Origin of the sequence: Sphingorhabdus contaminans (assembly GCF_007280415.1) — a bacterium.
Taxonomy (GTDB): Bacteria; Pseudomonadota; Alphaproteobacteria; order Sphingomonadales; family Sphingomonadaceae; genus Sphingorhabdus_B; species Sphingorhabdus_B contaminans.
The window spans coordinates 683346-708368 of the sequence record NZ_VKKU01000001.1 but is presented as its reverse complement, the minus strand read 5'-3'; the positions used below and the strand labels follow the sequence as shown (position 1 = coordinate 708368).

The window sequence follows — 25023 nt, the reverse complement described above, 5'->3', positions numbered from 1 at the left end:
ATTTGGGGGCCGCTTTTCGCATAATTACTTGCGAAGACCGAGCTTCGCGATGAGTGCGGCATAACGATCCGCATCAACTTTCTTCAAATAGTCCAGAAGCGAACGACGCTTGTTGACCATCATCAAAAGGCCACGACGCGAATGATTGTCCTTGTGGTGATCCTTGAAATGTTCGGTCAGGGTGTTGATACGGTCGGTCAGAATGGCAACCTGCACTTCAGGCGATCCGGTATCGTTAGGCTCACGAGCATGCTCTTTGATAACCTGGGCTTTACGTTCAGCAGTAATAGACATATTTTTCCTTCGAACATCATGGTTTTAGAGGTTAAAGCCACGGACGGATCTTAACTCCCCGTCGATGTTCTCCACCAGCGCAACAGGCCGCAATTCCGCGTCCCTCGCCCAATGTAGACCATCTTTCATGGCAATCCCGGTCAAGACACGACCCTGTCGGATCGCCCTTGCCTGTTCCGGGGAGAGATCAAGAGCCGGGATGTCGACCAGCCCTGCCTCTATCGGCAAGATAATGTCTTCTTGGGGCGCCCCTTGGCCGAAAGCATTCAGTTTGTCCAGCGAAATCGCGCTTTCAAGGCCAAATGGTCCTGATCTGGTCCGGCGGAGCATGGTTACATGCCCCACTGTGCCAACAGCGTGCGCGATATCACGGGCCAGAGAACGAATATAGGTGCCCTTTGACACATGAGCCGCCAAGGTTACCGAATATAGCGGCCCATCGTCATCACCGGCATCCACCGGCGAAACCGAGACGATATGCAGGTCATGAATGATGATCTGACGCGCCGTCATTTCCACATCCTCGCCTGCCCTCGCCCGGTCATAGGCGCGTTTGCCGTCGATCTTGATCGCCGAATAGGCGGGCGGCACCTGTTCTATGGGGCCGGTAAAGCGCGAAAGCACGCCCTCCACCGCATTCCGGTCCGGTCGGTGGGCGGAGGTCGCAACAACCTCGCCCTCGGCATCAAGGCCATTTGTTTGCGTACCGAAAGCCAAAGTGAACTGGTAAATCTTGGAGGCATCCAGCATCCGTCCGCACAATTTGGTCGCCTCGCCAAGCGCAATGGGCAGGATACCCGTAGCAAGCGGATCCAGCGTTCCGCCGTGACCGACCTTGACTTTACCAAAGCCAGCCTCGCGCAAATTGCGCTTTACTGCGGAGACCGCCTGGGTCGACCCCAGTCCTAAAGGTTTATCAAGGATGATCCAGCCGTGCATGCCGTGCCTTTAGGGCACCGTGGCTGCAAGTCAATTTGGCACAATTCAGTTAGAAGGTGCTGCGACCTCTTTGCCCGCAGCAATTACGGCCTTGCGCAGCTTCTGCCGCTCCTTGCGCGGCAATGGCTTTTCGGATGTCACCAGACTTACCAGCGGACATTTCCAGCCACGGACAATGATCGAGCTGAACTTGTCAAATGTTGCCGACCCGCGCGTGTCAAAGCCGATGGCTTGCGTAAAATTCAGGTCCTGGCACCCGCCCTGCAACTCGGCATAATACCAGCGCCGCTGCTGGTCTTCCAACCAGACCCCGTCGGTGCCATCCGCCTCGAAATTCCGGATCGCGCCGTAATTTGGAAAAACGATACTGCTTTCTACGCCCAATTCCGGCCAGACATGCGGCTCGGGCTTCTTGGCTTGTGCGGGAACAGCAAGGACGAGTGCGCCAAGCGCGACGAGGACGGTGTTTTTCATGGCACAACACTAATATGCCGAAAATGAACCGCCAATTAAAATCAGCTCCGCGCCCGCGCTTCCATAAAATGCTTCCGGCACATCGCGACATAGCGGTCATTGCCGCCAATTTCGGTCTGGGCGCCATCGATGACGGCCTTGCCAAATTCGTCCACACGCAGGTTCATGGTCGCTTTGCGGCCGCAATCGCACACGCCTTTCAACTCAACAAGGCTGTCTGCGATGCCCAATAGCGCCGCCGAACCCGGGAAAAGCTCGCCCTGAAAATCGGTACGCAGACCATAGCATACCACCGGGATATTGGCCCTGTCCGCAAGACGCGCACATTGCCACGCCTGTTCTTTGGACAGAAACTGCGCCTCGTCAATCAAGATGCAGGCAAGCGGGCTTTCCTGATGTTGCCGCAGCACGGCGGCTTCGATGTCGGTGTCTGCTTCAAAACGGCTCGCATCGCCCGCTAGACCAATCCGCGAACTGATGGCTCCAAAACCGGGCCGGTCGTCAATGGCGGCGGTCCACAGCATCACCTTCATCCCGCGTTCGCCATAGTTGAACGCCGCCTGCAACAAGGTGGACGATTTCCCGGCGTTCATGGATGCGTAGTAGAAATAGAGCTTGGCCATCAGGCGTCTTTATCGGTCAGATCCTGCTGCACCTTGGGTGCGTTTAACAGGGTTTCAATGTGGGTCGCCTGGTCAAAGCTGTCATCGGCCAGGAATTTCAGCTTGGCGGCATATTTCATGCTGATGCGCGAGGCGACCTCCCGTTGGAAAAAGGCCGTGTTGGTGCGCAGTGCCTTCAGCACCACGTCCTCATTTGCACCCAGCAGAGGCTTGATAAAGGCGGTGGCGTGGCGCAGGTCTGGCGACATCCGCACCTCGGTCACGCTGACGCTGTGGCTGTTCAGGACATCGTCATGCACCTCGCCACGCGCGAGCAGTTCCGACAGGATATGACGGAATTGCTCGCCTACGCGCAGCAAGCGTACGGAGCGGCCTTCGGGCGAGACATCGTTATGCTTGGCCATAATGCCTCCTTTGGCGTCGACGCCGGACTTACAAAGTCCGTTCGCGTTCCTCGACCTCGAAGATTTCGAGCATGTCGCCCGCCTTCACATCGTTGGTATCGGCAAGAACCACACCGCATTCGAGACCGGCGCGGACTTCGTCGACATTGTCCTTGAAACGGCGCAGCGATGCAATCGTGGTCTTCGAAACGATAACATCGTCGCGGGTAAGACGTGTCGACAATCCCTTGCGGATATAGCCTTCGACAACCAGCAGACCGGCAGCCTTGTCGCGCTTGCCGGCGGAGAAGACGTCCTTGACTTCGGCACGGCCGACGACGGTTTCGATGATCTCCGGCCCAAGCTCGCCCGCCATTTCCTTGGCGATATCGGCGGTCAGGTGATAGATGACGTCGAAATATTTCAGACGGACGCGATCCCGCTTGGCCAAGGCCGCAGCCTTGCTGTTCGGACGTACGTTGAAACCGATTAATGGCGCATTCGACGCCGCAGCCAGAAGCATGTCGGACTCGGTGATACCGCCAACACCTGCCAGCAGCACGCGGACCTTGATCTCGTCGGTCGAAATGTTGTTGAGCGCGGTCACAATTGCCTCGACCGAACCCTGCACATCGCCCTTGATGACAACAGGATATTCCTTTGCACGGGTCGCCGAAAGATTGTCGAACAGGTTTTCCAGATTTGGCGTGACCTGTGCCGTGCGCACCTTGGTCGACTGTTCCTTGCGGTACAGGGCGACTTCGCGGGCACGTGCCTCGTTTTCGACAACCGTCAATACGTCACCTGCCGACGGCACACCCGTCAGGCCGAGCACTTCGACCGGTGTTGCGGGACCGGCTTCGGGAACCTGCTGGCCCTTGTCGTTGATCAGCGCACGGACCTTGCCGCTTTCCGACCCCACGACGAAGACATCGCCGCGCTTCAGCGTACCGCGCTTGACGAGCACGGTCGCCACGGCACCACGTCCCTTGTCGAGTTGCGCTTCGACAACAACGGCTTCGGCGGCACGGTCCGGATTGGCCTTGAGCTCCATAAGTTCGGCCTGAAGCGCCAGCTTTTCGAGCAGTGCGTCGAGGCCGGTCTTTTTCAGGGCCGACACTTCAACATCCTGCACGTCGCCGCCCATCTGTTCGACGATGACTTCATGCTCCAGCAGACGTTCGCGGACCTTTTGCGGGTTCGCGCCATCCTTATCGACCTTGTTGATCGCCACGATCATCGGCACACCAGCTTCCTTGCTGTGTTTGATGGCTTCGATTGTTTGCGGCATCAGGCCGTCGTCGGCGGCGACCACCAGGATCACGATGTCGGTCACCGAAGCGCCGCGGCGGCGCATCTGGGTGAAGGCTTCGTGGCCCGGCGTATCGAGGAAGGTAATGACGGCGCCGTCCTTTGTCTTCACCTGATAGGCGCCGATATGCTGCGTAATGCCGCCGGCTTCGCCGGATGCGACATTGGCACCGCGCAACGCGTCGAGCAGCGATGTTTTGCCGTGATCGACATGGCCCATGACCGTGACCACCGGCGGACGCGGCTTTTGCGTTTCGGGTGCATCGACGTCTTCGTCATGGACGATATCGACATCGGCGTCGGACACGCGGGTGATGTTGTGGCCGAATTCTTCAACCAGCAATTCTGCCGTATCCTGGTCGATCGTCTCGTTGATCGTGACCGGCATGCCCATCTTGAACAATGCCTTGACCAGATCGCTGCCCTTTTCCGCCATACGGTTGGCAAGTTCCTGAACCGTAATGGTTTCGGGCACGACGACGTCGCGGGTCTGCTTGGGCTGCTGCTGACGGTTGCCACCGCCATGCAGGCGCTTTTCCTTTTCGCGGGCACGCTTCAGCGCGGCGAGCGAGCGGGCGCGTGCACCTTCATCATCATCCAGCGCGCGGGTAACGGTCAGCTTGCCGGACTGGCGGCGATCGGCGGAACGGTCGCGGGTCGGACGATGGGGTGCCTTTTTCGCTTCCTCACGCTCGCGTTCGACCGCAGCCGGAGCCGCTGCAGGTCGCTTGGGCGATTCCACAGGTGTGAAACGGCGGGGCGCAGGTGCTGCACCATCGTCATTGCTGACCGCAGGTTCAGGTTCCTGCTCGACAACAGGCTCCGGCGCGGGCGCGGATGATGCTTCTTCGGCCTTGCGGTTTTCTTCGGCACGGCGGCGCTCTTCTTCAGCGGCACGCGCGCGCGCTTCGTCTTCGCGACGGCGGCTTTCCTCGAGCATCGCCAGGCGGGCTTCCTCTGCCTCGCGCAGCAACTTGGCCTGACGCTCTTGACGGGTGAGCATGTCGGTGGGCGCAAGGCGCGGCGCAGGGGCCGCTGCCGCAGGTGGTGGCGGAGGCGGCGGCGGAGGCGGCGCAGGGGCGGCTACCTCGGGCTCGGGTGCATAGCCGGGTTTGCCGACCAATTTCTTGCGCTTCACCTCGACCACAACCTTGTTGGTGCGGCCATGGCTAAAGGTCTGTTTGACTTCACCCGACTCGAGCGAGCGGCTCAAGGTAAGCGGCTTGCGCGTCAATGTCGGCTTGTTATTGGTATCATCACTCATCGAAACAGAACCCGTCCTTACTCAGTCAATTGCGGAGATGTCAGTATCACGGCCCCGCGCGTCCGAAGCATCGCTTGCGGAATCGAGGGGCGCCTTACTGCATCCTTTGAAATTTAGCCAGCGTCCAAGATGATGCATCACCCTGTCTGCTGCTTTTTGGTCAATCAAGGCGACATGCACGGCATTTTGCCGTCCGAGCGCCGCCGATAGTGAATCCCGGTCCACCGGCAACTTTATGCCACTTTTGCCGGAACCTTCTGCATCTTCGCCGACGCGCCAGGCCTGGTCGCGCTTGCCGCTGCCATCGGCGCTTGCGTCCGATGCGTGCAGCAGAAGCCGTACCTGGCCACTACGGGATGCGGTATCGATCTTCTCGGCACCCAAGATAAGATGCCCTGCCCTCGCTTCCAAGCCCAGCCGGTCAAGAAAAGCCTTTTCCAGCCCCCGGTCGATGCGTCCGGCGAGGTCGTCGATAATCTCGATCTTGTCCGTTTTGAAAGCACGGCGCAGCAGTCCGGCCAACTTGCCCTTGGCCTGCGCCTTGGACAATTCGGCATGATCGACGCCGATCCACGCGCCGCGGCCGGGGGCCTTGGCGAACAGATCCGGCGCGACGCTGCCGTCCGGGCCGAGCGCAAGCCGGATGAGCGCGGCACGTTCGCCATGCTCACCCGATAATATGCACTTCCTTATTGGGGAGTGTCGGTCCTCATTGGGAGTTTTCCGCTGCAACGGCGTCCTCCTCTTCAAACCAATGCGCGCGCGCGGCCATGATGATTTCATTGCCTTGCTCTTCCGACAGACCGAAGGAGGCCAAAATACCGGCCTTGTCTTCGGAGCGGTTGCGGCGCGCCTCGCGATCGTTCCGTTCATTACGGCGCGGTTCGCGGGCCTTCTGGATCAATTCGTCCGTGGCAAGATCGGCAAGATCGTCGAGCGTCTTGATCCCTGCCTTGCCCAGCACAACCAGCATCGCTTCGGTCAGGACAGGCAGTTCGGCCAACGCATCTTCCACACCAAGTTCGCGGCGCTCGGCACGATTGGCTTCTTCGCGGCGTTCCAGCGCTTCCTGTGCACGGCTCTGCAATTCTGTCGCCAGATCTTCGTCAAACCCTTCGATAGCGGCGATTTCCGACGGATCGACATAGGCGACTTCTTCCAGCTCGCTGAAGCCTTCGGCAACCAGCAACTGGGCTAGCGTTTCGTCGACGTCGAGTTCCTGCTGGAACATTTCGGAACGCTCGACAAATTCCTTCTGGCGCTTTTCGCTCGATTCCGCTTCGGTCATGATGTCGATGCCGCGACCGGTCAGTTGCGATGCAAGGCGGACATTCTGGCCGCGGCGGCCAATGGCAAGGCTCAGCTGGTCATCGGGAACAACAACTTCGATACGGCCTTCTTCTTCGTCAATGACAACGCGGCTGACCGTTGCGGGCTGCAGCGCGTTCACGATGAAGGTCGCGGTATCTTCCGACCAGGGAATGATGTCGATTTTCTCGCCCTGCATTTCCTGAACGACGGCCTGCACGCGGCTGCCCTTCATACCGACGCAGGCACCGACCGGGTCGATGCTGCTGTCATAGCTGATGACACCGATCTTCGCGCGGCTGCCGGGGTCACGCGCAGCGGCCTTGATTTCAATGACGCCGTCGTAAATTTCCGGTACTTCCTGCGCAAACAGCTTCTTCATGAAATCGGGGTGCGCGCGGCTCAGCAGGATCTGCGGGCCGCGGTTTTCGCGCTGGACTTTCATGATGAGGGCGCGGACACGGTCGCCATTGCGGACGACTTCGCGCGGGATTTGCTGGTCGCGGCGGATCACGCCTTCGGCACGGCCAAGGTCAACAACGACATGACCGAATTCGACCGACTTCACCACGCCGGTGATGATTTCGCCTGCACGCTCCTTGAACTCTTCATATTGCCGCTCGCGCTCGGCATCGCGGACCTTCTGGAAGATCACCTGCTTGGCCGACTGGGCGTCGATGCGACCCAGATCAACGGGAGGCAGCGGATCAACGATAAAGTCACCTACGGCCGCACCCTTTTGCAGCTTTTCAGCCTGCTTGAGGTCCACCTGCTTGAAATAGTCTTCGACTTCTTCGACGACTTCAACAACGCGCCACAAGCGAAGGTCACCCGTCTGGGTGTCCAGCTTGGCACGGATGTCATTCTCGGCACCATAGCGTGCACGAGCAGCGCGCTGGATCGCTTCTTCAAGCGCCTCGACGACAATCGCCTTGTCGATCATCTTCTCACTGGCGACCGCATTCGCAATTGCGAGCAATTCAGCCTTGTTCGCGGCAATCGTATTAGCCATTGTCTTCGTCTTCCTGTGCTTCGTCGTTAATGGGTTCCGCCTCGACTTCGTCGGCCCCATCGCTGTTGATGGGGGCAGTCGACGCAATCAGCCGGTCTGTCAAGAGCAGCTTGGCATGGCCAAGTGCGGAAAAGGGAAATGTGAGGCGTCCCGCCTTGCGGTCGTCTACCAATATGATGTCGCCTTCAACGCCCGCCAGATCACCGCGGATATTCTTGCGTCCATCCATGGGTTCGGCCAATTCGATCTTGGCCTCGTGCCCTGCCCAGTCGGCAAAGTCGGCAAGGCGCGTCAGCGGACGGTCAATGCCGGGTGAGCTCACTTCGAGGCGATAGGCTTCTTCAATCGGGTCAAGCTCGTCAAATCGATCCGAAATGCGGTGCGACAGCGCAGCGCAATCGTCGATGTTAAGCTGGCGCGTATCGGGGCGCTCGGCCATCACCTGAAGAGTTGGCTCATCACTGCCCTGTGCGCCATTTTCAAACCACGCGACGCGCACGACATCAAAGCCAAGTGCTTTGGCTTCGGGTGCGATCAATGCGGTCAACTTCTCCAGATCAGGCAACGTCATTCTTTCTGTTACAACATGCAAGGCTTTCGCGTGCCGGCCCCGTTCGGCGCCAACCGTTCCAAAATCTCGCGATGTAAGGATGTGTCCCGTATATATCTCGCATCGGGATTATGCAACCCTCTTGCTATTGGAACATCGACAACCCAATTTGCGATCATCCGAAGAGAAGGAGCATCCCCCAATGAAGAAAATCCCCCTGCTTTTGTGCACCTCTTTCCTGGCGGCTGCGTGCCAGCCATCCGTCAGCGACGCCGCGGCACCCAGCAGCAGCGACAAGCCCTTTGAAACCACCGTCATTGCCGATTTTGACGAACCATGGGCGATGACGTTCATACCCAACACACCCTATGCCCTGATTACAGAGAAAAAGGGCAAGCTGAAGCTTTGGGAAAATGAAGGCGCCGTGGTCGACGTAGAGGGCGTTCCCACCGTTGCCTATGGCGGTCAGGGTGGTCTGGGCGACGTCATCCTGCACCCTGATTTTGCGAACAATGGCTATGTCTATCTGAGCTATGCCGAAGCAGGCGAAGGCGGTTTTGGCGCAGCGGTTGCACGCGGCAAGCTGGACCTGAAAGCCGAAAAGCCGGCTCTGACTGGCGTGCAGGTGATCTGGCGGCAGGAACCGAAGGTTTCGGGACAGGGCCATTACGGCCATCGTATGGCCTTCGGTCCCGATGGCATGCTGTATATCAGCAGTGGCGAGCGGCAGAAATTCCAGCCTGCGCAGGACCTGAACCAGAATTTGGGCAAGATCGTCCGTCTGACCGATGGCGGCATGATCCCGTCCGACAATCCTTTTTACGATCAGGGCCGTATCAAGGCGCAAATCTGGTCTTATGGACACCGCAACCCCTTGGGCTTGGCGTTCGATACGCAAGGGCAGCTCTGGAACCAGGAGATGGGGCCGGAGGGCGGGGATGAATTGAACCTCGTCAAAAAGGCCGCAAATTATGGCTATCCCAAGGTGTCGAATGGCCGCAACTACGGCGCTGCCACAGACGACATGCCCGATCATGCGCCGGGCGACGGGTTTGAGGCGCCCAAGGTGTTCTGGAACCCGGCAATCTCCCCCGGTGGCCTGATGATTTACAATGGTGATCTGTTCAAAGACTGGAAAGGCAGCGCGTTCATTGGCGGCCTTGGTGCCAAAGCCCTGGTCCGGGTGAAACTGGACGGGGAAAACGCAACAAAGGCTGATCAATGGGACATGGGCGCCCGCATCCGCGAGGTGGAGCAAGGGCCAGACGGAGCAATCTGGGTGCTGGAAGACCAGCGCGCAGGTTCCGAGGGGCGGCTTTTAAAACTCACCCCCAAGAAATAAAACATATGTGACGGCGGCGCTCAGCGCGCTGCCGTCACCGTACCTGTCAAATCTGCGAGGAACGAGCGGACGCGCTTTGCGTTCATGCCAAGGTCGCTGACGCCCACGCGGCTGACGGACCGCATATCGACCACGCTGCCCTCACCTGTATCTGTCGGTCGGACCCGAAGGACGACATCATCCTTGAAACGAAAGAATGCGCTCGTTTCCGTGGCTTCTAACCGGCCTTCTTCGGGTAAGGATACCGCAATATCCCAGCCCCGATCCTTGGCGAGCCGTTCAGCCTTGGCCACAACCGATGGAACCGGTTCGTTAATCCGCACCGACCGGATATCGCCATAGGCTTTCTGGTGAACCGTGACCCAGCGCTGCTGCGGTGTCAGGCCTTTCATTTCCGCATCATCGGCACCCGGGATGTTATCGAGGTTGTCCGCGCGCAACTGAAGCGTCCGGAATGTTGGCGGATCTGCCAGATCGGTGGAAATGTCATGAATGGCGGGGACAGTCAGCGCCGATACCAGAAAGGTGCCGACCCATCCCACATAGACCAGGGCGATAAGCATACCGGCCCAGCGTCGCGTGCGCGGCGGTGGCGATATCGATTTACGCGCACGCCATCCAAACAGTATACCGAACAGCAACGCGCCGATACCGAGGAAAAAAGCCCATGTGACGCCCTTTAGGCCGCTGGTATATTCCCAGAAACCCCATCCTGTACCAACGGCAGAAACAAGACCCCAGATCAGGGCGCCCGCGCCGGCAACGAGAACCAGCGTTCCCTGAAAGTCGAATTTCTTCTTTTCAGCAACGGGTGGTGGAGCGGGCTGGGCTGCCGCAACGGTATCAACCTGTTCGGCCTGAGTTTCCGGATCGTTCAAGGTCTGCTCCCTTTTTCGTTTTGCTACTAATGTCATGACGCTAATCGAAGTTCCCGCCCAAGGCAATTTTGCTCTGCTCTTTTACAAAAAGCACGTGACAATCCGTTGGACAAATTGGGACCTAACTGACAGTAGGCGGCATGTTTACCGACCCCGTCCTGCAGAAACGCGCACAACGCTTCGTCCTGTTGACGGTCTTCATTTATGCCGTCGGCTTCGGGATTATCACCCCAGTCTTGCCCGACCTGATCCGTGAATTGACGGGGCTCGGAATGTCCGAGGCAACGCGTCTGGGGGCCTGGATCGGTGCTGCATACGCGATTTTCCAGTTTCTCCTTGGGCCTATGATGGGCAATCTGGGTGACCGTTTCGGACGCCGGCCCGTGTTTCTGTTTTCCCTGTTCGGTTTTGGCGCCGACTTTTTGCTGATGGGACTGGCGCCCTCGATCATCTGGCTTTTCATCGGCCGGTCCATCGCAGGTGGGCTTGGTGCGATTTTTGGACCTGCCAACGCGGCAATGGCCGATATGTCTCGCGCAGAGGACCGGGCGGCAAGCTTTGGCAAGGTCGGTGCGGCCTTTGGTCTGGGTTTCATACTGGGCCCCGCACTGGGCGGATTGCTGGCCGACTATGGGACCCGCCTGCCCTTTCTGATTGCCGCCGGGCTTGCGTTCGCCAACGGTATCTATGGCTATTTCGTATTTCCCGAAACCATGCCGAAGGAGCGTCAAAGACCCTTTCAATGGCGGCGCGCCAATCCGCTCGGCGCTCTCGCCAATCTGGCGAAGATCAGGGGCATTTTGCCAATTGCATCCATCTATTTCCTGTGGCTGTGCGCAACCAATATCTACCCCGCGTCATGGACCTTTTTCGCCCCGATCCAATTTGGCTGGGACAGCAAAATGGTCGGCATTTCCCTTACGCTGGTGGGGGTTTCGTTGTTGCTGTTCCAGTCCATGGTCATCGGCCGTGCGGTCAAGCGCTTTGGCGAACGAAACACCGCCGTCATCGGTATGGCCTTCGGTTTGGCGAGTTTCACGATCACGGCATTTCTGACAAATGGCGCGATTGCTTTGCTGCTCAATGTGCTGAACGGATTTTCCGGCATGGCCATGCCCGCCATCAACGCGATGATGTCGCGCCGTACGCCGCCAAACCAGCAAGGTGAATTGCAGGGCATGAACGGAAGTCTGTCGGCCCTCTCCTTTTTGATGGCGCAGCTCGTGTACAACAATATTCTCGCAACCTTCACCTCGGACAAGGCCCCCATCTATTTTCCCGGCGCTCCCTTTCTGGTTGCGGCAGGATTGAGCATTGTGACTTTGCTGGCCTTGTTGCTCGTATCGAAACGCGAACCTGATCCCGAACAGAATTGACGAAAATGCCCCTGATTTCCCTGAACCAAGTCCCGCCTGCGGAGGTTGAAGCGCTGCTCGACGATGCGTTCGGGACAGACCGGCACCAGCGCACAGCCTATCTGTTGCGCAAGGGCATGCCGGTTGTGGACCATCTTTCCTTCGGCATTGTCGAAGACGGGCAGTGTATCGGCAGTATCCAATGCTGGCCCATCGCCGCGAATAGCACGCATATCCTGCTGGTCGGCCCTGTGGCGGTGGCGCCCGCATGGCAAAATCGGGGGCTTGGGCATCAGCTCATGAACGCGATGCTCGCCGCAATCCTGCCCGACGATCCGCCTATGGTGATGATCGGCGACCCGGAATATTATGGCCGCTTCGGTTTTGATGCCGAAGGTACCAGCCAATGGTCGCTACCCGGCCCGTGGGAGCCACGGCGCCTGTTACTGCGCAACCCCAACCACATGGCGCTTCCCGTCCAGGCAACACTCGGTCCGCGGCGCTAACGCCCGGGGATCAGCAACGGCAGGCAGGCTTTGCAGCGGGCTTCGGACGGGTGCGGACAAATTCTTTACGGGTCAGCAGGCTATCGCGGTTGATATCGGCCATTGCGAACCGTTCCCCGGTTGCCACCGCCCATTCTTCGAAAGTCAGTAGATTATTGCCATCCTTGTCGAGTTGCCGGAACGCCTTAGTCCGACTGCCCATCATCTCGATCCGTGAAATCAGCTCGTCACGGTTTCGGTCATAGCGGTTGAAGCGGACCTCTTCGCGGCTTGCCTTGGGTGCCTCGGGCGGAACGGGCGGGGCTGGTCCTACAAGTGGCGCATCTGGTCCGGCAGCGGGCAACATGTCATCAGCCAAGGCAGGCGGCGGCGGTGGGGCGGGTATCGAACTTTCCTGCGACGCCTGGATCTGCCACAACCAAAAACTGCCCGCCATGAACAGCAAGGCAGCCAGTCCTCCAACTAAAATTCTCTGCAATTCCAAACCCCTAGCATGACATGACGTCATGACCGCAAAATCAGCGTCCCGTCAAGCCGTGCCAGATCAGCCGGGGTCCGGACACCCCGCGTGCCATCATAACCAGCAGGGTCAGCGGCCGAAACAGGCGCTTGCCGGGTAAGGCTTCGGTCGCCACGGAAAATCCGTCCGGCATGGCGTTCGGATAGCGTTCCGCAAGATCCCGCTTGGCCCATTCCCTGGCGATGCCGCCTGCAGGCACATCCTTTTGCTGCAACAGCAGATATCCCCCGAACACCGCCTCCCCCCGCGCCGTGGCGAAACGATCGAGCAGGGCGTCGGACCAATGCTCCTCCATCAGCAGCATTTCCCATGCATCTACAAGGGCAAGGGCCGCGGCGGTCAGTTCCGGTTGCTCCCATTCCGCCAGCATCGAAAGCAGCGGCTCCCCTTTCGGCCTCTGCCCCTGCTCCGCCCTCAATGCATCCCGCCACCAGGCCAGTTTGAGTTGCCCAATCATGGGCTCGCTCACCCGGCTGACAATGTCCGAAAGCCGCTCGTCAAATTGCAGGAGCAACGCAAACGCATTCCTAACCATTGCAGGCGCATAAACGACAGCGAGTCGCTGGGGCGGTGAAAGTTGCTCGAAAGATGCGGTCATTTTCCCAAAACCCAAGAGATCTGCGGGGCAAATCAAAGTTAACGGGCCACTAACCATTTAAATTTAAGAAGCACTTACTCTGATTTGGTAATTACTAACATTGAATTTTAATCTGTGGAACAGGGGAACGCCACAATGACTGCAAAGACCGACGCTGAAAAGCGTACCGGATTTCTCGCACGTCTGCGCAAAGACCAGTCTGGCAATACCGTTGCGATCTTCGCCGCGGCGCTGTTTCCAATGGCCGGTTTGGTGGGTGGCGCGGTGGACATGGCGCGCCTCTATTCCGTTAAAAACCGGCTCCAGGCGGGCTGCGACGCAGGATCACTGGCATCGCGCAAGGTCATGGGCAATGGCCGCTGGGACGTCAATAACGACGGCAACCGCACCAACGACGCGACCTATCTGTCGGGTCTGCAGATGTTCGATTTCAACTTTGAAAATGGCTATCTGGGTTCCGAAAACCGGACACGCAATTTTGTCGAAGCCAACGGTACCGTAACGGGCACGGCATCGGCCGTTGTTCCCATGACGCTCATGCGCATTTTGGGCGAAGAAGAGCGCACCGTCACCGTGACCTGCACTAGCCAGATGAAAATTCCCCATACCGATGTGATGTTCGTGTTCGACGTCACCGGTTCAATGTCCAGCGCCATCCCCGGTGACCCCACGGGCCTGACCAAAATCAATGGTCTGAAACGTGCGACAAAATGCTTTTACGAAGCGCTTGCCCGCCAGAATATCGACGATGTTACCCCCGCCGAATGCTACAAGACGGCTAACCCGATCGGGGATCTTTCGACCCTGACCCAGCTCCGCTTCGGCTTTGTGCCTTTTGACGAGCAGGTGAACATCGGCAACATCCTGCAAAACGGCTATTATAAGGACACGCAAACATTCCAGTCGCGCGAAGCCGAACTGGAGGATGTCTGGACGTGGACCTTGGGAACCGCGAGTGCCACGACCGGCTGGCTGAACGACTGGACGCCCGCATCCCCGCCATCAAGCCCCTACAACACCCGCCAAAGCACCAGCGGCTGGACCGACATCACGTCGGGCAGTGTAACCACGCTTCAAGGCTCGAAACCGTTCCGTCAGACCTCGGCGACCAACAGCACAAGCTGCAACGCGTTCAATAACCTTTCGGGTAGTGGAAACAACCTGACCGGGCTTACGGAAAGCGGCGGAAGCACCACAACTACGGCGGTCGGTACGACAAACAACCCGCCCGTTTATCCGGCGACGGAACAAGTCACATCCTACCAACAGACACGTCCGTTCACGGTGACCCAATATCGTTACGTCTGGGAAAGCCGTAGCGGCACCACGAGTTGTTTTTTGGAGCGTCGCGCCCATACAACGACCTACACAAAAACGCAGACTGGCGGCACCTCGAGCCGTCCGATTACATGGGTGGAACGTCAGCGCATCACCGGATGGGTATACAAGCCAGTCACGTTTAACGTGTCTTCACTGAAAGCGGGTGGCGGCGATAATACGAGCACTGCATATAATGCCTCAATTGCCCTGCCTTTGAATGAGTCCAACCTGACGGTAAACCTGTCGGGCAACTCTTCATCGTCAACCATCAAGGTCGTATCGAATGCCACTGTCGCATGGAGCGGCTGCATCGAAGAACGGCAGACCGTTCGTAACGAAGACGGCGACCCGAGCGACGAATTCAATCCCATCCCCGATGAGGCTTACGACCTCGACATCGATATGATTCCGGATACGGGCGATGAAGCAACCCGTTGGGGTTTCCAGCTGCAGAACGCTGTCTGGGGACGCCATAACTGGGTTGGTTTTGACGCCGACGGTGGTGGTACCGACTATTATGAACCGGTACTTGCCGATGTCTGGCGTGCATCGACAAGCACGTCCAACCCGTCGGGCATGTCGCGCAATACCAGCCCTGGCTGCCCTTCGGCTATGGCGCGAAAGCTTGCCACCTACCGTGACGCAACAGGCTCAACCAATTACAAAAACTATGTAAACGCGCTCACCCCCGGTGGAAACACCTATCATGACATCGGCCTGATCTGGGGTGCTCGTCTTTTATCCCCGACGGGGCTGTACGCAGATGAAAATGCGACAACCCCTGATGGGCAGGAAATCCAGCGGCACATGATCTTCATGACCGACGGCGAAACCTACAACATGGGCAACAACTATACGCCCTATGGTATCGAAGGATGGGATCGCCGCCGCACGCCGGCCGGCACCAATCCCGACCTCGGGGATTTGAACGACGCTACGAATGCCCGGACGACCGCGCTCTGCACGGCCATCAAAAATCTGGGTAATAACGGTGTGACCTTGTGGGTTGTCTATTACGGAACCACCGACTTTGCGACGACCGAGCGGATGAAGAACTGCGCAACATCGCGCAACAACCACTTCTTCCAGGCGTCAAACACGCAGTTGCTGATCGAATCCTTCAACAAGATCGCTGAATCCATTTCCGAACTCAAGCTGACGGGGTAATCATGATGCTTACCAAATTGCACAAGCCATTTTTGAAGTTCGTAAATGACCGCGAAGGCACGTCCATCGTCGAGTTCGCGGTTATTTCACCGGTAATGTTCACGCTGCTATTTGGCGGCTTCGACTTCGGCCATACCCTGTACATGCAATCCGTGTTGCAGGGTTCGGTCAACAAGGCAGCACGCGACTCCGCACTTGAAACCGGTACCGTTGCCGAGATCCAGGCGGCTGTGGACCAGAAGGTGATCGATCAGGTCACTGCCGTCCATCGCACTGCCGAGTTCAACGCCGACAGCTTTAGCCGCACCTATTTCCGCACCTTCACCGATGCAGCCTTTCCGGAAAGCGAAGTTTGGGACGATACCAACGGCGATGGCGAATGTAATAATGACGAAAATTACATTGACGAAAACAACAACAGTTCGTTCGATGCCGACGGTATCGCCGATGGTCAGGGTTACACCCGCGACGCGGTGAAATATTCGGCGACGATCAGCTATGACCGCCTGTTTCCGCTGGCCGGATTGCTGGGCGTCAGCGACCGGGTAACGCTGACGGCATCGACCGTTATTGCGAACCAGCCCTATGGACAAAAGGCCGCGGCCATTACGCGGAAGTGTGAAGATGCGTAAGAAACTCAGAAAATTTTTGGGCGGTTCGCCCTCCATTGTCAAAAATGAAAGCGGTCTTGCACTGATCGAGTTCGCTTTCATCGCACCTGTGTTCATGGTGTTCGTGGCGTCCGGGGCGGAACTGGCCAATTATGCCAATGACTCGACGCAGGTTTCGCAATTGGCGTTACAGGTGGCGGATAACGCGGCGCGTATCGGCGAAGGCGATCCTCTTGCGAACAAGAAGATTACCGAAACCCAGATCAACGACCTGTTCACCGGTGCCGAAATTCACGCCGGTGATCTCGACATCTTCGGCAGCCATACTGAGGATGGAGACACCATTCCGAATGGGCGCATCATTCTTTCCAGCTTGGAAACGGTCGCTAACCCCAATCCGACCGGAAAGCTCAAAATTGCCTGGCAACGTTGCCGCGGCCTCGCCACCAGCTATACGCCGCAATATGGTGTTGCCGGCCAGCCCAGTGGCCAGAATATGGACGCGATGGGACCTCCGGGACGTCAGGTTACCGCACCTGCCGGAACGCCGGTGATGTTTGCCGAAGTGCATTATCGCTATCAGCCGCTGTTCCTGAACGGCTTTGCCATCAAGGACTATGAAAATATCAACGCGATTGCCGCGATGATGGTGCGCGACGCACGTGACCTGACACAGGTCTACAATACCGAAGGTGCCGCTGCGGCAACCTGCACCTGATTAAAGGACGGACTGCTGGGTCTTAACGACCCAGCACCTTGCGAACCCCTGCGGCAATCTTGTCGGCATTGACGAGCGCCGCCTTTTCCAGATTTGCTGCATAGGGCATCGGCACATCTTCATTCGTGACGCGGATGACGGGTGCATCGAGGTCGTCAAAACCATCCTCCATGCAAATCGCGATCACTTCGCTGCCGACCGAGCAGACCGGCCATCCTTCTTCAGCGATGACGAGACGGTTGGTTTTTGCAAGGCTGGCAAGGATTGTCGCCTTGTCAAGCGGGCGAATTGTGCGCAAGTCGATAACTTCAACACTGATGCCTTCGCCAGCAAGCTTTTCCGCCGCTTCCAGGGACATGCCCACACCAATGGAATAGCTGACGACGGTGACGTCCGTCCCTTCCCGCATGACACGCGCCTTGCCGATGGGCAGGACATGGTCGTCGAGATCGGGGATGTCGAATGTACGCCCGTAAAGCAGTTCATTTTCGAGGAAGACAACCGGATCCTCGCACCGGATTGCGGCCTTCAGAAGACCTTTGGCATCGGCAGCATCATAGGGACTGATGACGATCAGACCGGGGACGCTCGCATACCAAGGGGCGTAGTTCTGGCTATGCTGCGCCCCGACACGCGCCGCGGCGCCATTCGGACCACGGAACACAATCGGGCACCGCATCTGGCCACCCGACATATAATTGGTCTTGGCGGCCGAGTTGATAATATGGTCAATGGCTTGCATTGCAAAGTTGAAGGTCATGAACTCGATAACAGGCCGCAATCCGCCCATTGCCGCGCCCGTGCCGATACCGGCAAAGCCATATTCGGTAATCGGCGTGTCGATAACGCGGCGCGCACCAAATTCGGCGAGCAGACCTTGGGTAACCTTATAGGCACCCTGATATTCGGCGACCTCTTCACCCATCACAAAAACGCGGTCGTCACGGCGCATTTCTTCCGCCATCGCGTCGCGCAAAGCCTCGCGCAGGGTGAGTGAAATCATTGCGGTTCCCTCAGGCACCGCAGGGTCGGCTTTGGCAACAACAGCGACAGGCGCGGCTACAGCAGCAGCCGGTGCCTCTGCAGGTGCTGCAGCAACCGGAGCCGCCGCGGGCGGTGGCGGTGGCGGCGGCGCGGCCGCTTCGCCATCACCAGCAATCAGCGCGATGACCGTACCAACCTTCACACCATCCGTCCCTTCGGGAACGGTGATGGAGGAGATGACGCCTTCATCGACAGCCTCAAATTCCATCGTCGCCTTGTCCGTCTCGATCTCGGCCAGGATATCGCCTGACTTGACGCTATCGCCTTCTTTCACGAGCCATTTGGCCAGGGTGCCTTCTTCCATCGTCGGCGAAAGCGCAGGCATTTTAAGTTCGATTGCCATCAATATTGCTCCACCAGTACGTCGGTATATAGTTCGTTCAATTCAGGCTCGGGCGAGCTTTCCGCAAAATCGGCTGACTCATTCACGATGGTCCGGATTTCCTTTTCCAGCGCTTTCAATTCGTCCTCACCTACGCCCATTTCTGCGAGATAGGCCTTGCAGCCTTCGATAGGATCGCTGTTGTCGCGGACAGATTGCACTTCGTCCCGGCTGCGGTATTTGGCCGGATCGGACATGGAATGGCCGCGATACCGATAGGTTTTCATTTCCAGCAAGACCGGACCATTGCCGCCGCGCACCCAATCCAGTGCGACCTCTGCCGCGCCGCGTACGGCAAGCACATCCATTCCGTCCACCTGGATACCCGGAATACGGAAACTTTCGCCGCGACGGTACAACTGGTCTTCCGATGAAGCGCGGTTGACGCTGGTGCCCATGGCATATTGGTTGTTTTCGATCACGAAAATGATCGGCAACTTCCACAACTCGGCCATGTTGAAGCTCTCATAGACCTGCCCCTGATTGGCGGCACCATCACCAAAATAGGCGAGGCAAACGCCGCCATCGCCCGAATATTTGTGCCCGAAGGCAAGCCCCGCGCCGAGCGACACCTGCGCACCGACGATGCCGTGACCACCATAAAATTTATGTTCGGTGGAAAACATGTGCATCGACCCGCCCTTGCCGCGCGATATGCCCGCGGCCCGGCCGGTGAGTTCGGCCATGATGATATTGGGATCAATGCCATAGGCCAACATGTGACCATGATCGCGATATCCGGTAATGACGCTGTCCTTGCCGGGTGTCAGCGCAGACTGCAGCCCGATGGCAACCGCTTCCTGACCGATATACAAATGGCAGAAGCCTCCGATGAGCCCCAGCCCGTAAAGCTGGCCCGCCTTTTCCTCGAACCGCCGGATCAACAGCATGTCGCGGTAGAATTTGAGCAGCTCTTCCTTGGTTGCCTTATAAGGAACAGGCTCTGCAGGACGCTCCCGGTTTGCGCGGGAAAGATCCTCGCTGACACTCGCTTTCTTGGGGGCGGATTTCTTCGCGGGGGTCTTGGCCAAAGCGTAATCCTCTGCTGTTATATTCGGGCTTTAAGTGTTTCCCGCCTAGTCAAATTCACGCGAGGTGAAAAGCGGTTTTCCGCTACGAAACAGGGTGCATAGCTATTCATTATGCGTTCCGGCCTATTACTTTAACGGAACAACGACCTCGTCCGGCGCAACAACGTTAAGTTCCTTGCGCATCAATTCGCCGGCAAGATCGGGATCGACATTATCACGGTCCAGCAAAAGTTGCCGGTTGCGCAGCGCGTCGCGTTCCTTTTTCAATTGGGCCAGTTCAATTTTCCGCTCGCTCAATGCCGCGCGATAATCGGTCCAGGCGATGATGCCCGTCGGCCCCAGCAACGCGTAGGAAGCGATCCCCAGCAAAGCGACAAGCGCCAGTCCCGGTCCAATGACCGTTTTGACATATTGCGGATTCTTCTTGCCCTGTGCCATGCCGGATTAGAACACCATTTTCCGCGCCAAGGCAAGAATGTGGATTAGCGGAAAATGCTGCGTCCGGCGAACTGCGCAGCGGCGCCCAGCTCTTCCTCGATACGGATCAGCTGGTTGTACTTTGCCAACCGGTCCGACCGGGCAAGGCTTCCGGTTTTGATCTGTCCGCAATTGGTTGCAACGGCGAGGTCGGCAATCGTTGCGTCTTCCGTCTCGCCGGAACGGTGCGACATTACCGCGGTATAGGACGCGCGATGCGCCATCGATACGGCGGCGAGCGTTTCGGTCAATGTGCCGATCTGGTTGACCTTCACCAGCAGAGAATTGGCGAGGCCCTTGCCGATGCCCATCGACAGGCGATCCGGGTTGGTCACAAAAAGGTCGTCGCCGACAAGCTGTACCTCATGACCGATCTTGTCGGTCAGCGCCTTCCAGCCTTCAAAATCATCTTCGCTCATGCCGTCTTCGATCGAACGAATGGGATAGTCCTTGCACAGGGCGGCCAAATAATCGGCCATTTCATGCGGGCTGAGCGAAAGCCCCTCGCCCGAAATTTCATATTTGCCATTTTTGAAGAATTCGGTCGCCGCGCAGTCAAGCGCGAGGACGACTTCGTCGCCAACCTTGAAGCCAGCCTTTTCAATCGAGGCCATGATGAAATCGAGCGCATCGCGGGTCGATGCCAGATTGGGCGCGAAACCGCCTTCATCGCCGACCGCCGTGGCAAGACCCTTTTCATGCAGGCCCTTTTTCAAGGTGTGGAAAATCTCGGAACCCCAGCGCACGGCCTCGGCAATGGAGCTGGCGCCTACCGGCATGACCATGAATTCCTGAAAATCGATGGGATTGTCGGCATGTTCGCCGCCGTTGATGATGTTCATCATCGGCACGGGCAGCACATGTGCGTTCACACCGCCGACATAGCGGTAGAGCGGCAAACCGCGCGCATCCGCAGCGGCCTTCGCCACCGCAAGGCTCACACCCAGAATCGCATTTGCGCCCAGGTTGGACTTGTTGTCGGTGCCATCAAGGTCGATCATCACCGCATCGATATCTTCCTGATCTTCGGCATCCAGGTCGAGCAGCGCTTCGGAAATTGGTCCGTTGACGGACTCAACGGCCTGCAGCACGCCTTTGCCCATGTAGCGCGCCTTGTCGCCATCGCGCTTTTCCACCGCTTCATAAGCACCGGTCGAGGCGCCCGAGGGAACCGCCGCACGGCCGAAGCTGCCATCTTCGAGCAGTACATCGACTTCCACCGTCGGGTTGCCCCGGCTGTCCAGTATCTCGCGGGCGTGAATGTCGATAATTCCGGTCATGAAAGGCTCCAATTGGTGGCTGAGGGAACGTATGCGCGCCTCTATCGTTCTGCCTTTGATTTGGCAATGTTGCGCAGAGATAAAGATTTATAATCTATTTTGTGGTGCTATAGTTGACTAAGGCACCTTGAATACAAATATCTGTACTGTGTAACGCCCCACCCCTAACCCCAAGGAGTTCCGAAATGGCCGAAACCGCAAAACCGAAAGCTGCTGCAAAGCCGGCGGCGAAACCCAAGGCGGCGCCTAAGAAGACAACTGCAAAGCCTGCTGCCACTGCAAAGCCAGCTGCCGCAAAGAAGCCTGTCGCGACGACCAAGGCGATTGCAAAGGCGGCACCGCCCAAGGGCAAGACCGAAAATGTAACCGCGAAGGTTAAATCCGACATGAATGATTTCAAGGCGAAAGCAGCGGGCAGCGCAAAGGCTGCGGCTGAAAAGGGCAAGGAGCGCGCGACGGAAGCCGTTGGCAGCATCGGCAAACTGATCCGCGACAGCGCCGCCACCATCGATGAAAATGTGGGCAAGCAATATGGCGATTACGCCCGTGGCGCGGCCGACGCGGTTGACGGTTTCGCCAGCAAGCTCGACGCCAAGGATGTCGACGCCCTTGCCGAGGATGCACGCCAGTTCGTCCGCAAGAGCCCTGCCGTTGCGATCGGTGCGGCTGCAGCGGTCGGCTTTGTTCTGGCCCGACTGTTCCGTTCAGGTAGCGACAACACCTGATTTCCATAACAGTGGCATTGCCATAGACGGCCATTCGCCGTTAAGCGGGTGGAATGACGGACGAGCATCAGAACACAGACAGGGACAATTCGGACATCGAGTCCGAACCATCGCCCGTGGAACAGGTCACGCTGGTCCTTGACGATCTGCGTGCACTTGTCCGGGCCGAGGTCAATTATTACCAGTCCCGGCTGGACTATAGCCGCCATGTCCTGCGATGGTCCTTCCGTTTCGGCGCCATAGCGGCCTTCGCATTTAGCGGCGCCGCCATTGCGCTCGTCATCGGGCTGGTCCTGACAGTGTCGCCCCTGATTGGTCCGGGATGGGCGACTTTGTCGGTTACGGCGACGTTCATCCTTATCGGAATAATATGCGGGTTGAAGGCACGAAAATGGCTGAGGAAGGTTTACTTCCCGGAGATTGAACGCGATGACGACCCTATTACCTAAGGACCCTGAGGTGACTGACCGGAAGTCGGTGATATTATCCGACGCGGAACGCCGCAATCTGAGGCGCAAGCTGCGTGGAACCGTTGAGGTTGCGCAGGATATTCTTCACCCGCGCAACCAGATCCGGCGCTTTTTGCACCGGAAAAAAACGCAAGCGGTGAAGGTATCCGAAGACGCCGCGCAACTTGCCCGCAAAAATGCACCGCTAATCGGTGCAGTCGGTTTGGGGGCAATTTTATTTGCGGCCCGCCGACCTATTTCCAATTGGCTTTCAAAGCTGCGAAAGAGTAAAAACAACTTGCCTGACGGCAACTGAAACAGGAACGAACCATGAGCAAGATCGGCGACAGCATAAAGACCGCGACCCAGAACGCGAAAGAAGGTCTGGCAACGGCCAAGGCCACGACAAGCAAGAAAAGCGCGGTTGCCCGTGAAAAGGCCGCAGACGCTTATGAAAAGGGCCGCGAAGCCGCCGCCCGCGGCGTAAAGCAATCACGCGACTATGCGCAGAAGGCAGCCCAGAAAACATCACAGGGCATCGACAAAAATCCGCTTGCCATCGTGCTCGGCGGTGTCGCCATTGGCGCGATTATCGGCGCTCTCCTGCCCCGCACAGAGCGGGAAACCAAATTGATGGGCAAGACGGGCAAGAAGCTGAATAAAAAGGCCAAGGAAATGGCGAAGGCCGCAAAGTCGGCCGGCAAGGAAAAGGTGGATAGCCTGGGCCTAAACGGCGATGCAGTCCGTGACCAATTTAGGGACCTTGTCAGCAAAGCAGCAGAAGCGGTAAAGGCCGCGGGCGCGGCAGCTACGGAAGCGGCCAAAAAGAAGGATTAAGGGGCAAGAATTTGACCGAAGCAAAATTGCATCTGGTGTTCGGGGGCCGGGTCAAAGACCCGCAGACACTGGAATTTACGGATCTCGACAAGCTCGACATCGTCGGCATGTTTCCAGACTATGCCTCGGCTGAAGAGGCATGGCGCGGGGCAGCGCAAAAGACGGTGGACGATGCCGAAATGAAATATGTGGTCGTGCATCTGCACAAGTTGCTGCAGCCACAGGAATAATGCTGTGCCGGGCGCCGCTTCATGCGGCGCTCCGCCTGCGGTATGTCAGGCTTTGCGGTAACGCCACAAAAGCAAGGGCCTTGCCAGAAACAGGCCTGCTACAAAACCGCCGATATGCGACCAGATGGCAATGCCGATACCAAGACCGGGTCCCACAAATCCCAAAGCAAGATTAAGCGCCACCCAGGCAAGGGTCAGATGTAACGGTCTGGCGATGTTCGCAGGGATTGGTCCCCATGCCTTCGGCTGCGCGTTCGGGAACAGCAGGACATAGGCACCGATAATCGCGGAGATCGCGCCGCTTGCACCGATGGCGGGCGCCATCATATCGGCCGACATTGGCCATTGCATCACCGCCGCCAGCCATTCCGTACCTGCGGCCGCATAGGCCCCGACCAGATAGAGGAAGAGATAGATACCGCCACCCAGAACGCGTTCCACCATTTTGCCGATCAGCAGCAACATGACCATGTTCAAAATTGCATGCATCAGCCCGCCATGCAGAAATGCAGCGGTAAGTGGTGTCAGAAAGGCAGGAACGAGAAAGCCGATAGCCTCAAACTGGGAACTGTCACCGCTGAGCCGTATCGGCCACAGCCCGCCGGAAATGACAGCATATTCCCACCATTGGGGGACTAGCAAGATCAGTGCTATCACCAGATTGATGACGACAAGTGCGTTGGTGACAGGACCGCGCGGGAACTGCATCACTTACCTCCCATAGGGAAGTTAGTGCGGAGCGTTCCGGACATTTCGCACAAAATCACCCCCATCCGCTCTTCAACGGATTGGGCGGCATGATTTTGATCTTCCGGGGTCAATTCAGATAAACTCGATCTTCGACACGAGATAATATTTGTCGCCCGACGGCACGGTCAGCTCGATTTCGTCATCGACCACGCGGCCAATCAGGGCCCGGCCCAGCGGCGAATTATAGGAAATCCGGCCAGCCTTGGCATCGGCCTCCGTTTCGCCCACCAACTGGTAACGCACGGGCTTGTCATCGTCATCCAGCAAGGTGACGGTGGCACCAAAGACAATCTTGTCACCCGACAGTGTCGACGGATCGATAATCTGCGCGCGGCCGATCTTGTCCTCGATTTCGGAAATCGCGGCTTCGACCTGGCCCTGACGTTCCTTGGCAGCGTGATATTCGGCATTTTCCGATAAATCGCCATGCGCACGTGCTTCCTCGATTGCATCCACAATCATCGGGCGCTCGTCACGGAGGCGCTTCAGGTCGGTCATCAGCTTTTCATAGCCTTCGGCCAACATCGGATATTTTTCAAAACTCGCCATTTTGGCTGCCCTTCGTCACAAAAACTTCCCAATCGGAGGAGCGGTCAAACCCATCCGATATGCAGTTTCAAATTTAGAGGAGAGATACTGCTTCCG

Annotated in this window: 29 protein-coding genes; 11 read left to right on the top strand and 18 right to left on the bottom strand. The window is 57.8% G+C overall.

The features are described 5' to 3' along the window. Positions 1–24: 24 nt before the first annotated feature. Genes rpsO through rimP form a run of 9 tightly spaced genes read right to left on the bottom strand, consistent with a single transcriptional unit; the run spans position 25 to position 8179 of the window. On the bottom strand, positions 25–294 hold the full coding sequence (gene rpsO, locus FOM92_RS03555; RefSeq protein WP_143775398.1) for a 30S ribosomal protein S15: 270 nt from the start codon (positions 292–294) through the stop codon (positions 25–27). Between the two features lie 24 nt (positions 295–318). Further along, complete coding sequence (gene truB / locus FOM92_RS03550) at positions 319–1233, bottom strand: tRNA pseudouridine(55) synthase TruB (protein ID WP_143775397.1); 915 nt, start codon at positions 1231–1233, stop codon at positions 319–321. A gap of 45 nt (positions 1234–1278) precedes the next feature. Beyond that, complete coding sequence (locus tag FOM92_RS03545; RefSeq protein WP_246087136.1) at positions 1279–1707, bottom strand: DUF6491 family protein; 429 nt, start codon at positions 1705–1707, stop codon at positions 1279–1281. Between the two features lie 41 nt (positions 1708–1748). After that, positions 1749–2330 carry a thymidine kinase gene (locus FOM92_RS03540; RefSeq protein ID WP_143775396.1) on the bottom strand — a complete coding sequence of 194 codons (582 nt, stop codon included), beginning with the start codon at positions 2328–2330 and terminating at the stop codon, positions 1749–1751. After that, on the bottom strand, positions 2330–2734 hold the full coding sequence (gene rbfA, locus FOM92_RS03535) for a 30S ribosome-binding factor RbfA (RefSeq protein ID WP_143775395.1): 405 nt from the start codon (positions 2732–2734) through the stop codon (positions 2330–2332). Before rbfA ends, FOM92_RS03540 begins: the two co-directional genes overlap by 1 nt. 28 nt (positions 2735–2762) lie before the next feature. Beyond that, a complete protein-coding gene (gene infB / locus FOM92_RS03530; protein ID WP_143775394.1) occupies positions 2763–5288 on the bottom strand; it encodes a translation initiation factor IF-2 in 2526 nt (841 codons plus the stop codon). Positions 5289–5309: 21 nt separating this feature from the next. Continuing rightward, positions 5310–6020 carry a DUF448 domain-containing protein gene (locus tag FOM92_RS03525; RefSeq protein WP_246087135.1) on the bottom strand — a complete coding sequence of 237 codons (711 nt, stop codon included), beginning with the start codon at positions 6018–6020 and terminating at the stop codon, positions 5310–5312. Next, entirely contained in the window at positions 5998–7608 is a 1611-nt protein-coding gene (nusA, locus tag FOM92_RS03520; RefSeq protein WP_143775392.1) for a transcription termination factor NusA, read from the bottom strand. The genes FOM92_RS03525 and nusA overlap by 23 nt, the downstream gene beginning before the upstream one ends. Beyond that, on the bottom strand, positions 7601–8179 hold the full coding sequence (gene rimP, locus FOM92_RS03515) for a ribosome maturation protein RimP (RefSeq protein ID WP_425473363.1): 579 nt from the start codon (positions 8177–8179) through the stop codon (positions 7601–7603). The genes nusA and rimP overlap by 8 nt, the downstream gene beginning before the upstream one ends. A 181-nt stretch (positions 8180–8360) precedes the next feature. Between rimP and FOM92_RS03510 the strand changes: the two genes are divergently transcribed. Continuing rightward, positions 8361–9500, top strand: coding sequence for a PQQ-dependent sugar dehydrogenase (locus FOM92_RS03510; RefSeq protein ID WP_143775391.1), 1140 nt, complete (start codon positions 8361–8363; stop codon positions 9498–9500). A 20-nt stretch (positions 9501–9520) separates the two neighbouring features. Here FOM92_RS03510 and FOM92_RS03505 read toward each other — a convergent pair whose 3' ends face one another. After that, entirely contained in the window at positions 9521–10378 is an 858-nt protein-coding gene (locus FOM92_RS03505) for a DUF1499 domain-containing protein (protein WP_170226781.1), read from the bottom strand. A 140-nt stretch (positions 10379–10518) separates the two neighbouring features. Between FOM92_RS03505 and FOM92_RS03500 the strand changes: the two genes are divergently transcribed. Together FOM92_RS03500 and FOM92_RS03495 are read left to right on the top strand one after the other, a co-directional pair. Beyond that, positions 10519–11754, top strand: a complete 1236-nt coding sequence (locus FOM92_RS03500; protein WP_143775389.1) for a TCR/Tet family MFS transporter — start codon at positions 10519–10521, stop codon at positions 11752–11754. Positions 11755–11759: 5 nt separating this feature from the next. Further along, positions 11760–12239, top strand: a complete 480-nt coding sequence (locus FOM92_RS03495) for a GNAT family N-acetyltransferase (protein ID WP_143775388.1) — start codon at positions 11760–11762, stop codon at positions 12237–12239. A gap of 10 nt (positions 12240–12249) precedes the next feature. Here the strand turns inward: FOM92_RS03495 and FOM92_RS03490 are convergent, their stop codons facing one another. After that, positions 12250–12717 carry an EF-hand domain-containing protein gene (locus FOM92_RS03490; protein WP_143775387.1) on the bottom strand — a complete coding sequence of 156 codons (468 nt, stop codon included), beginning with the start codon at positions 12715–12717 and terminating at the stop codon, positions 12250–12252. 40 nt (positions 12718–12757) lie between these two features. Continuing rightward, positions 12758–13357: a squalene/phytoene synthase family protein gene (locus tag FOM92_RS03485; protein ID WP_170226780.1), complete on the bottom strand. Its 600-nt coding sequence runs from the start codon at positions 13355–13357 to the stop codon at positions 12758–12760. Between the two features lie 135 nt (positions 13358–13492). Here FOM92_RS03485 and FOM92_RS03480 point away from each other — a divergent pair, with 135 nt between their 5' ends. From FOM92_RS03480 to FOM92_RS03470, 3 genes are read left to right on the top strand one after another with little or no spacing between them, the layout of a single operon-like run. Then, positions 13493–15844 (top strand): TadE/TadG family type IV pilus assembly protein, encoded by a 2352-nt coding sequence (locus FOM92_RS03480; RefSeq protein ID WP_143775385.1) that lies wholly within the window; start codon positions 13493–13495, stop codon positions 15842–15844. A 2-nt stretch (positions 15845–15846) separates the two neighbouring features. After that, positions 15847–16476 carry a TadE/TadG family type IV pilus assembly protein gene (locus tag FOM92_RS03475; RefSeq protein WP_143775384.1) on the top strand — a complete coding sequence of 210 codons (630 nt, stop codon included), beginning with the start codon at positions 15847–15849 and terminating at the stop codon, positions 16474–16476. Then, positions 16469–17173 carry a TadE/TadG family type IV pilus assembly protein gene (locus FOM92_RS03470; protein ID WP_170226779.1) on the top strand — a complete coding sequence of 235 codons (705 nt, stop codon included), beginning with the start codon at positions 16469–16471 and terminating at the stop codon, positions 17171–17173. The genes FOM92_RS03475 and FOM92_RS03470 overlap by 8 nt, the downstream gene beginning before the upstream one ends. Positions 17174–17195: 22 nt before the next feature. Here FOM92_RS03470 and FOM92_RS03465 read toward each other — a convergent pair whose 3' ends face one another. The 4 genes from FOM92_RS03465 to eno form a co-directional block, all read right to left on the bottom strand. After that, positions 17196–18560 carry a pyruvate dehydrogenase complex E1 component subunit beta gene (locus FOM92_RS03465; RefSeq protein WP_143775382.1) on the bottom strand — a complete coding sequence of 455 codons (1365 nt, stop codon included), beginning with the start codon at positions 18558–18560 and terminating at the stop codon, positions 17196–17198. Beyond that, positions 18560–19630: a pyruvate dehydrogenase (acetyl-transferring) E1 component subunit alpha gene (gene pdhA, locus FOM92_RS03460; RefSeq protein WP_143775381.1), complete on the bottom strand. Its 1071-nt coding sequence runs from the start codon at positions 19628–19630 to the stop codon at positions 18560–18562. Before pdhA ends, FOM92_RS03465 begins: the two co-directional genes overlap by 1 nt. Before the next feature lie 126 nt (positions 19631–19756). Further along, entirely contained in the window at positions 19757–20068 is a 312-nt protein-coding gene (locus FOM92_RS03455; RefSeq protein WP_143775380.1) for an FtsB family cell division protein, read from the bottom strand. Between the two features lie 44 nt (positions 20069–20112). Beyond that, complete coding sequence (gene eno, locus FOM92_RS03450) at positions 20113–21387, bottom strand: phosphopyruvate hydratase (RefSeq protein ID WP_143775379.1); 1275 nt, start codon at positions 21385–21387, stop codon at positions 20113–20115. A gap of 185 nt (positions 21388–21572) precedes the next feature. Between eno and FOM92_RS15905 the strand changes: the two genes are divergently transcribed. Genes FOM92_RS15905 through FOM92_RS03420 form a run of 5 tightly spaced genes read left to right on the top strand, consistent with a single transcriptional unit; the run spans position 21573 to position 23628 of the window. After that, on the top strand, positions 21573–22112 hold the full coding sequence (locus tag FOM92_RS15905; protein ID WP_170226778.1) for a hypothetical protein: 540 nt from the start codon (positions 21573–21575) through the stop codon (positions 22110–22112). A 53-nt stretch (positions 22113–22165) separates the two neighbouring features. Next, entirely contained in the window at positions 22166–22561 is a 396-nt protein-coding gene (locus FOM92_RS03435) for a phage holin family protein (protein ID WP_143775377.1), read from the top strand. Positions 22562–22571: 10 nt separating this feature from the next. Further along, a complete protein-coding gene (locus tag FOM92_RS03430; RefSeq protein ID WP_143775376.1) occupies positions 22572–22877 on the top strand; it encodes a hypothetical protein in 306 nt (101 codons plus the stop codon). Between the two features lie 14 nt (positions 22878–22891). Continuing rightward, the gene (locus FOM92_RS03425; RefSeq protein WP_143775375.1) at positions 22892–23398 is read left to right on the top strand and encodes a hypothetical protein; all 507 of its coding nucleotides are present in this window, start codon (positions 22892–22894) and stop codon (positions 23396–23398) included. An 11-nt stretch (positions 23399–23409) separates the two neighbouring features. Continuing rightward, entirely contained in the window at positions 23410–23628 is a 219-nt protein-coding gene (locus FOM92_RS03420; protein ID WP_143775374.1) for a DUF4170 domain-containing protein, read from the top strand. Between the two features lie 45 nt (positions 23629–23673). Here FOM92_RS03420 and FOM92_RS03415 read toward each other — a convergent pair whose 3' ends face one another. Continuing rightward, a complete protein-coding gene (locus FOM92_RS03415) occupies positions 23674–24336 on the bottom strand; it encodes a rhomboid family intramembrane serine protease (RefSeq protein WP_143775373.1) in 663 nt (220 codons plus the stop codon). Between the two features lie 114 nt (positions 24337–24450). Beyond that, positions 24451–24927, bottom strand: a complete 477-nt coding sequence (greA, locus tag FOM92_RS03410) for a transcription elongation factor GreA (RefSeq protein WP_143775372.1) — start codon at positions 24925–24927, stop codon at positions 24451–24453. Between the last annotated feature and the right edge of the window lie 96 nt (positions 24928–25023).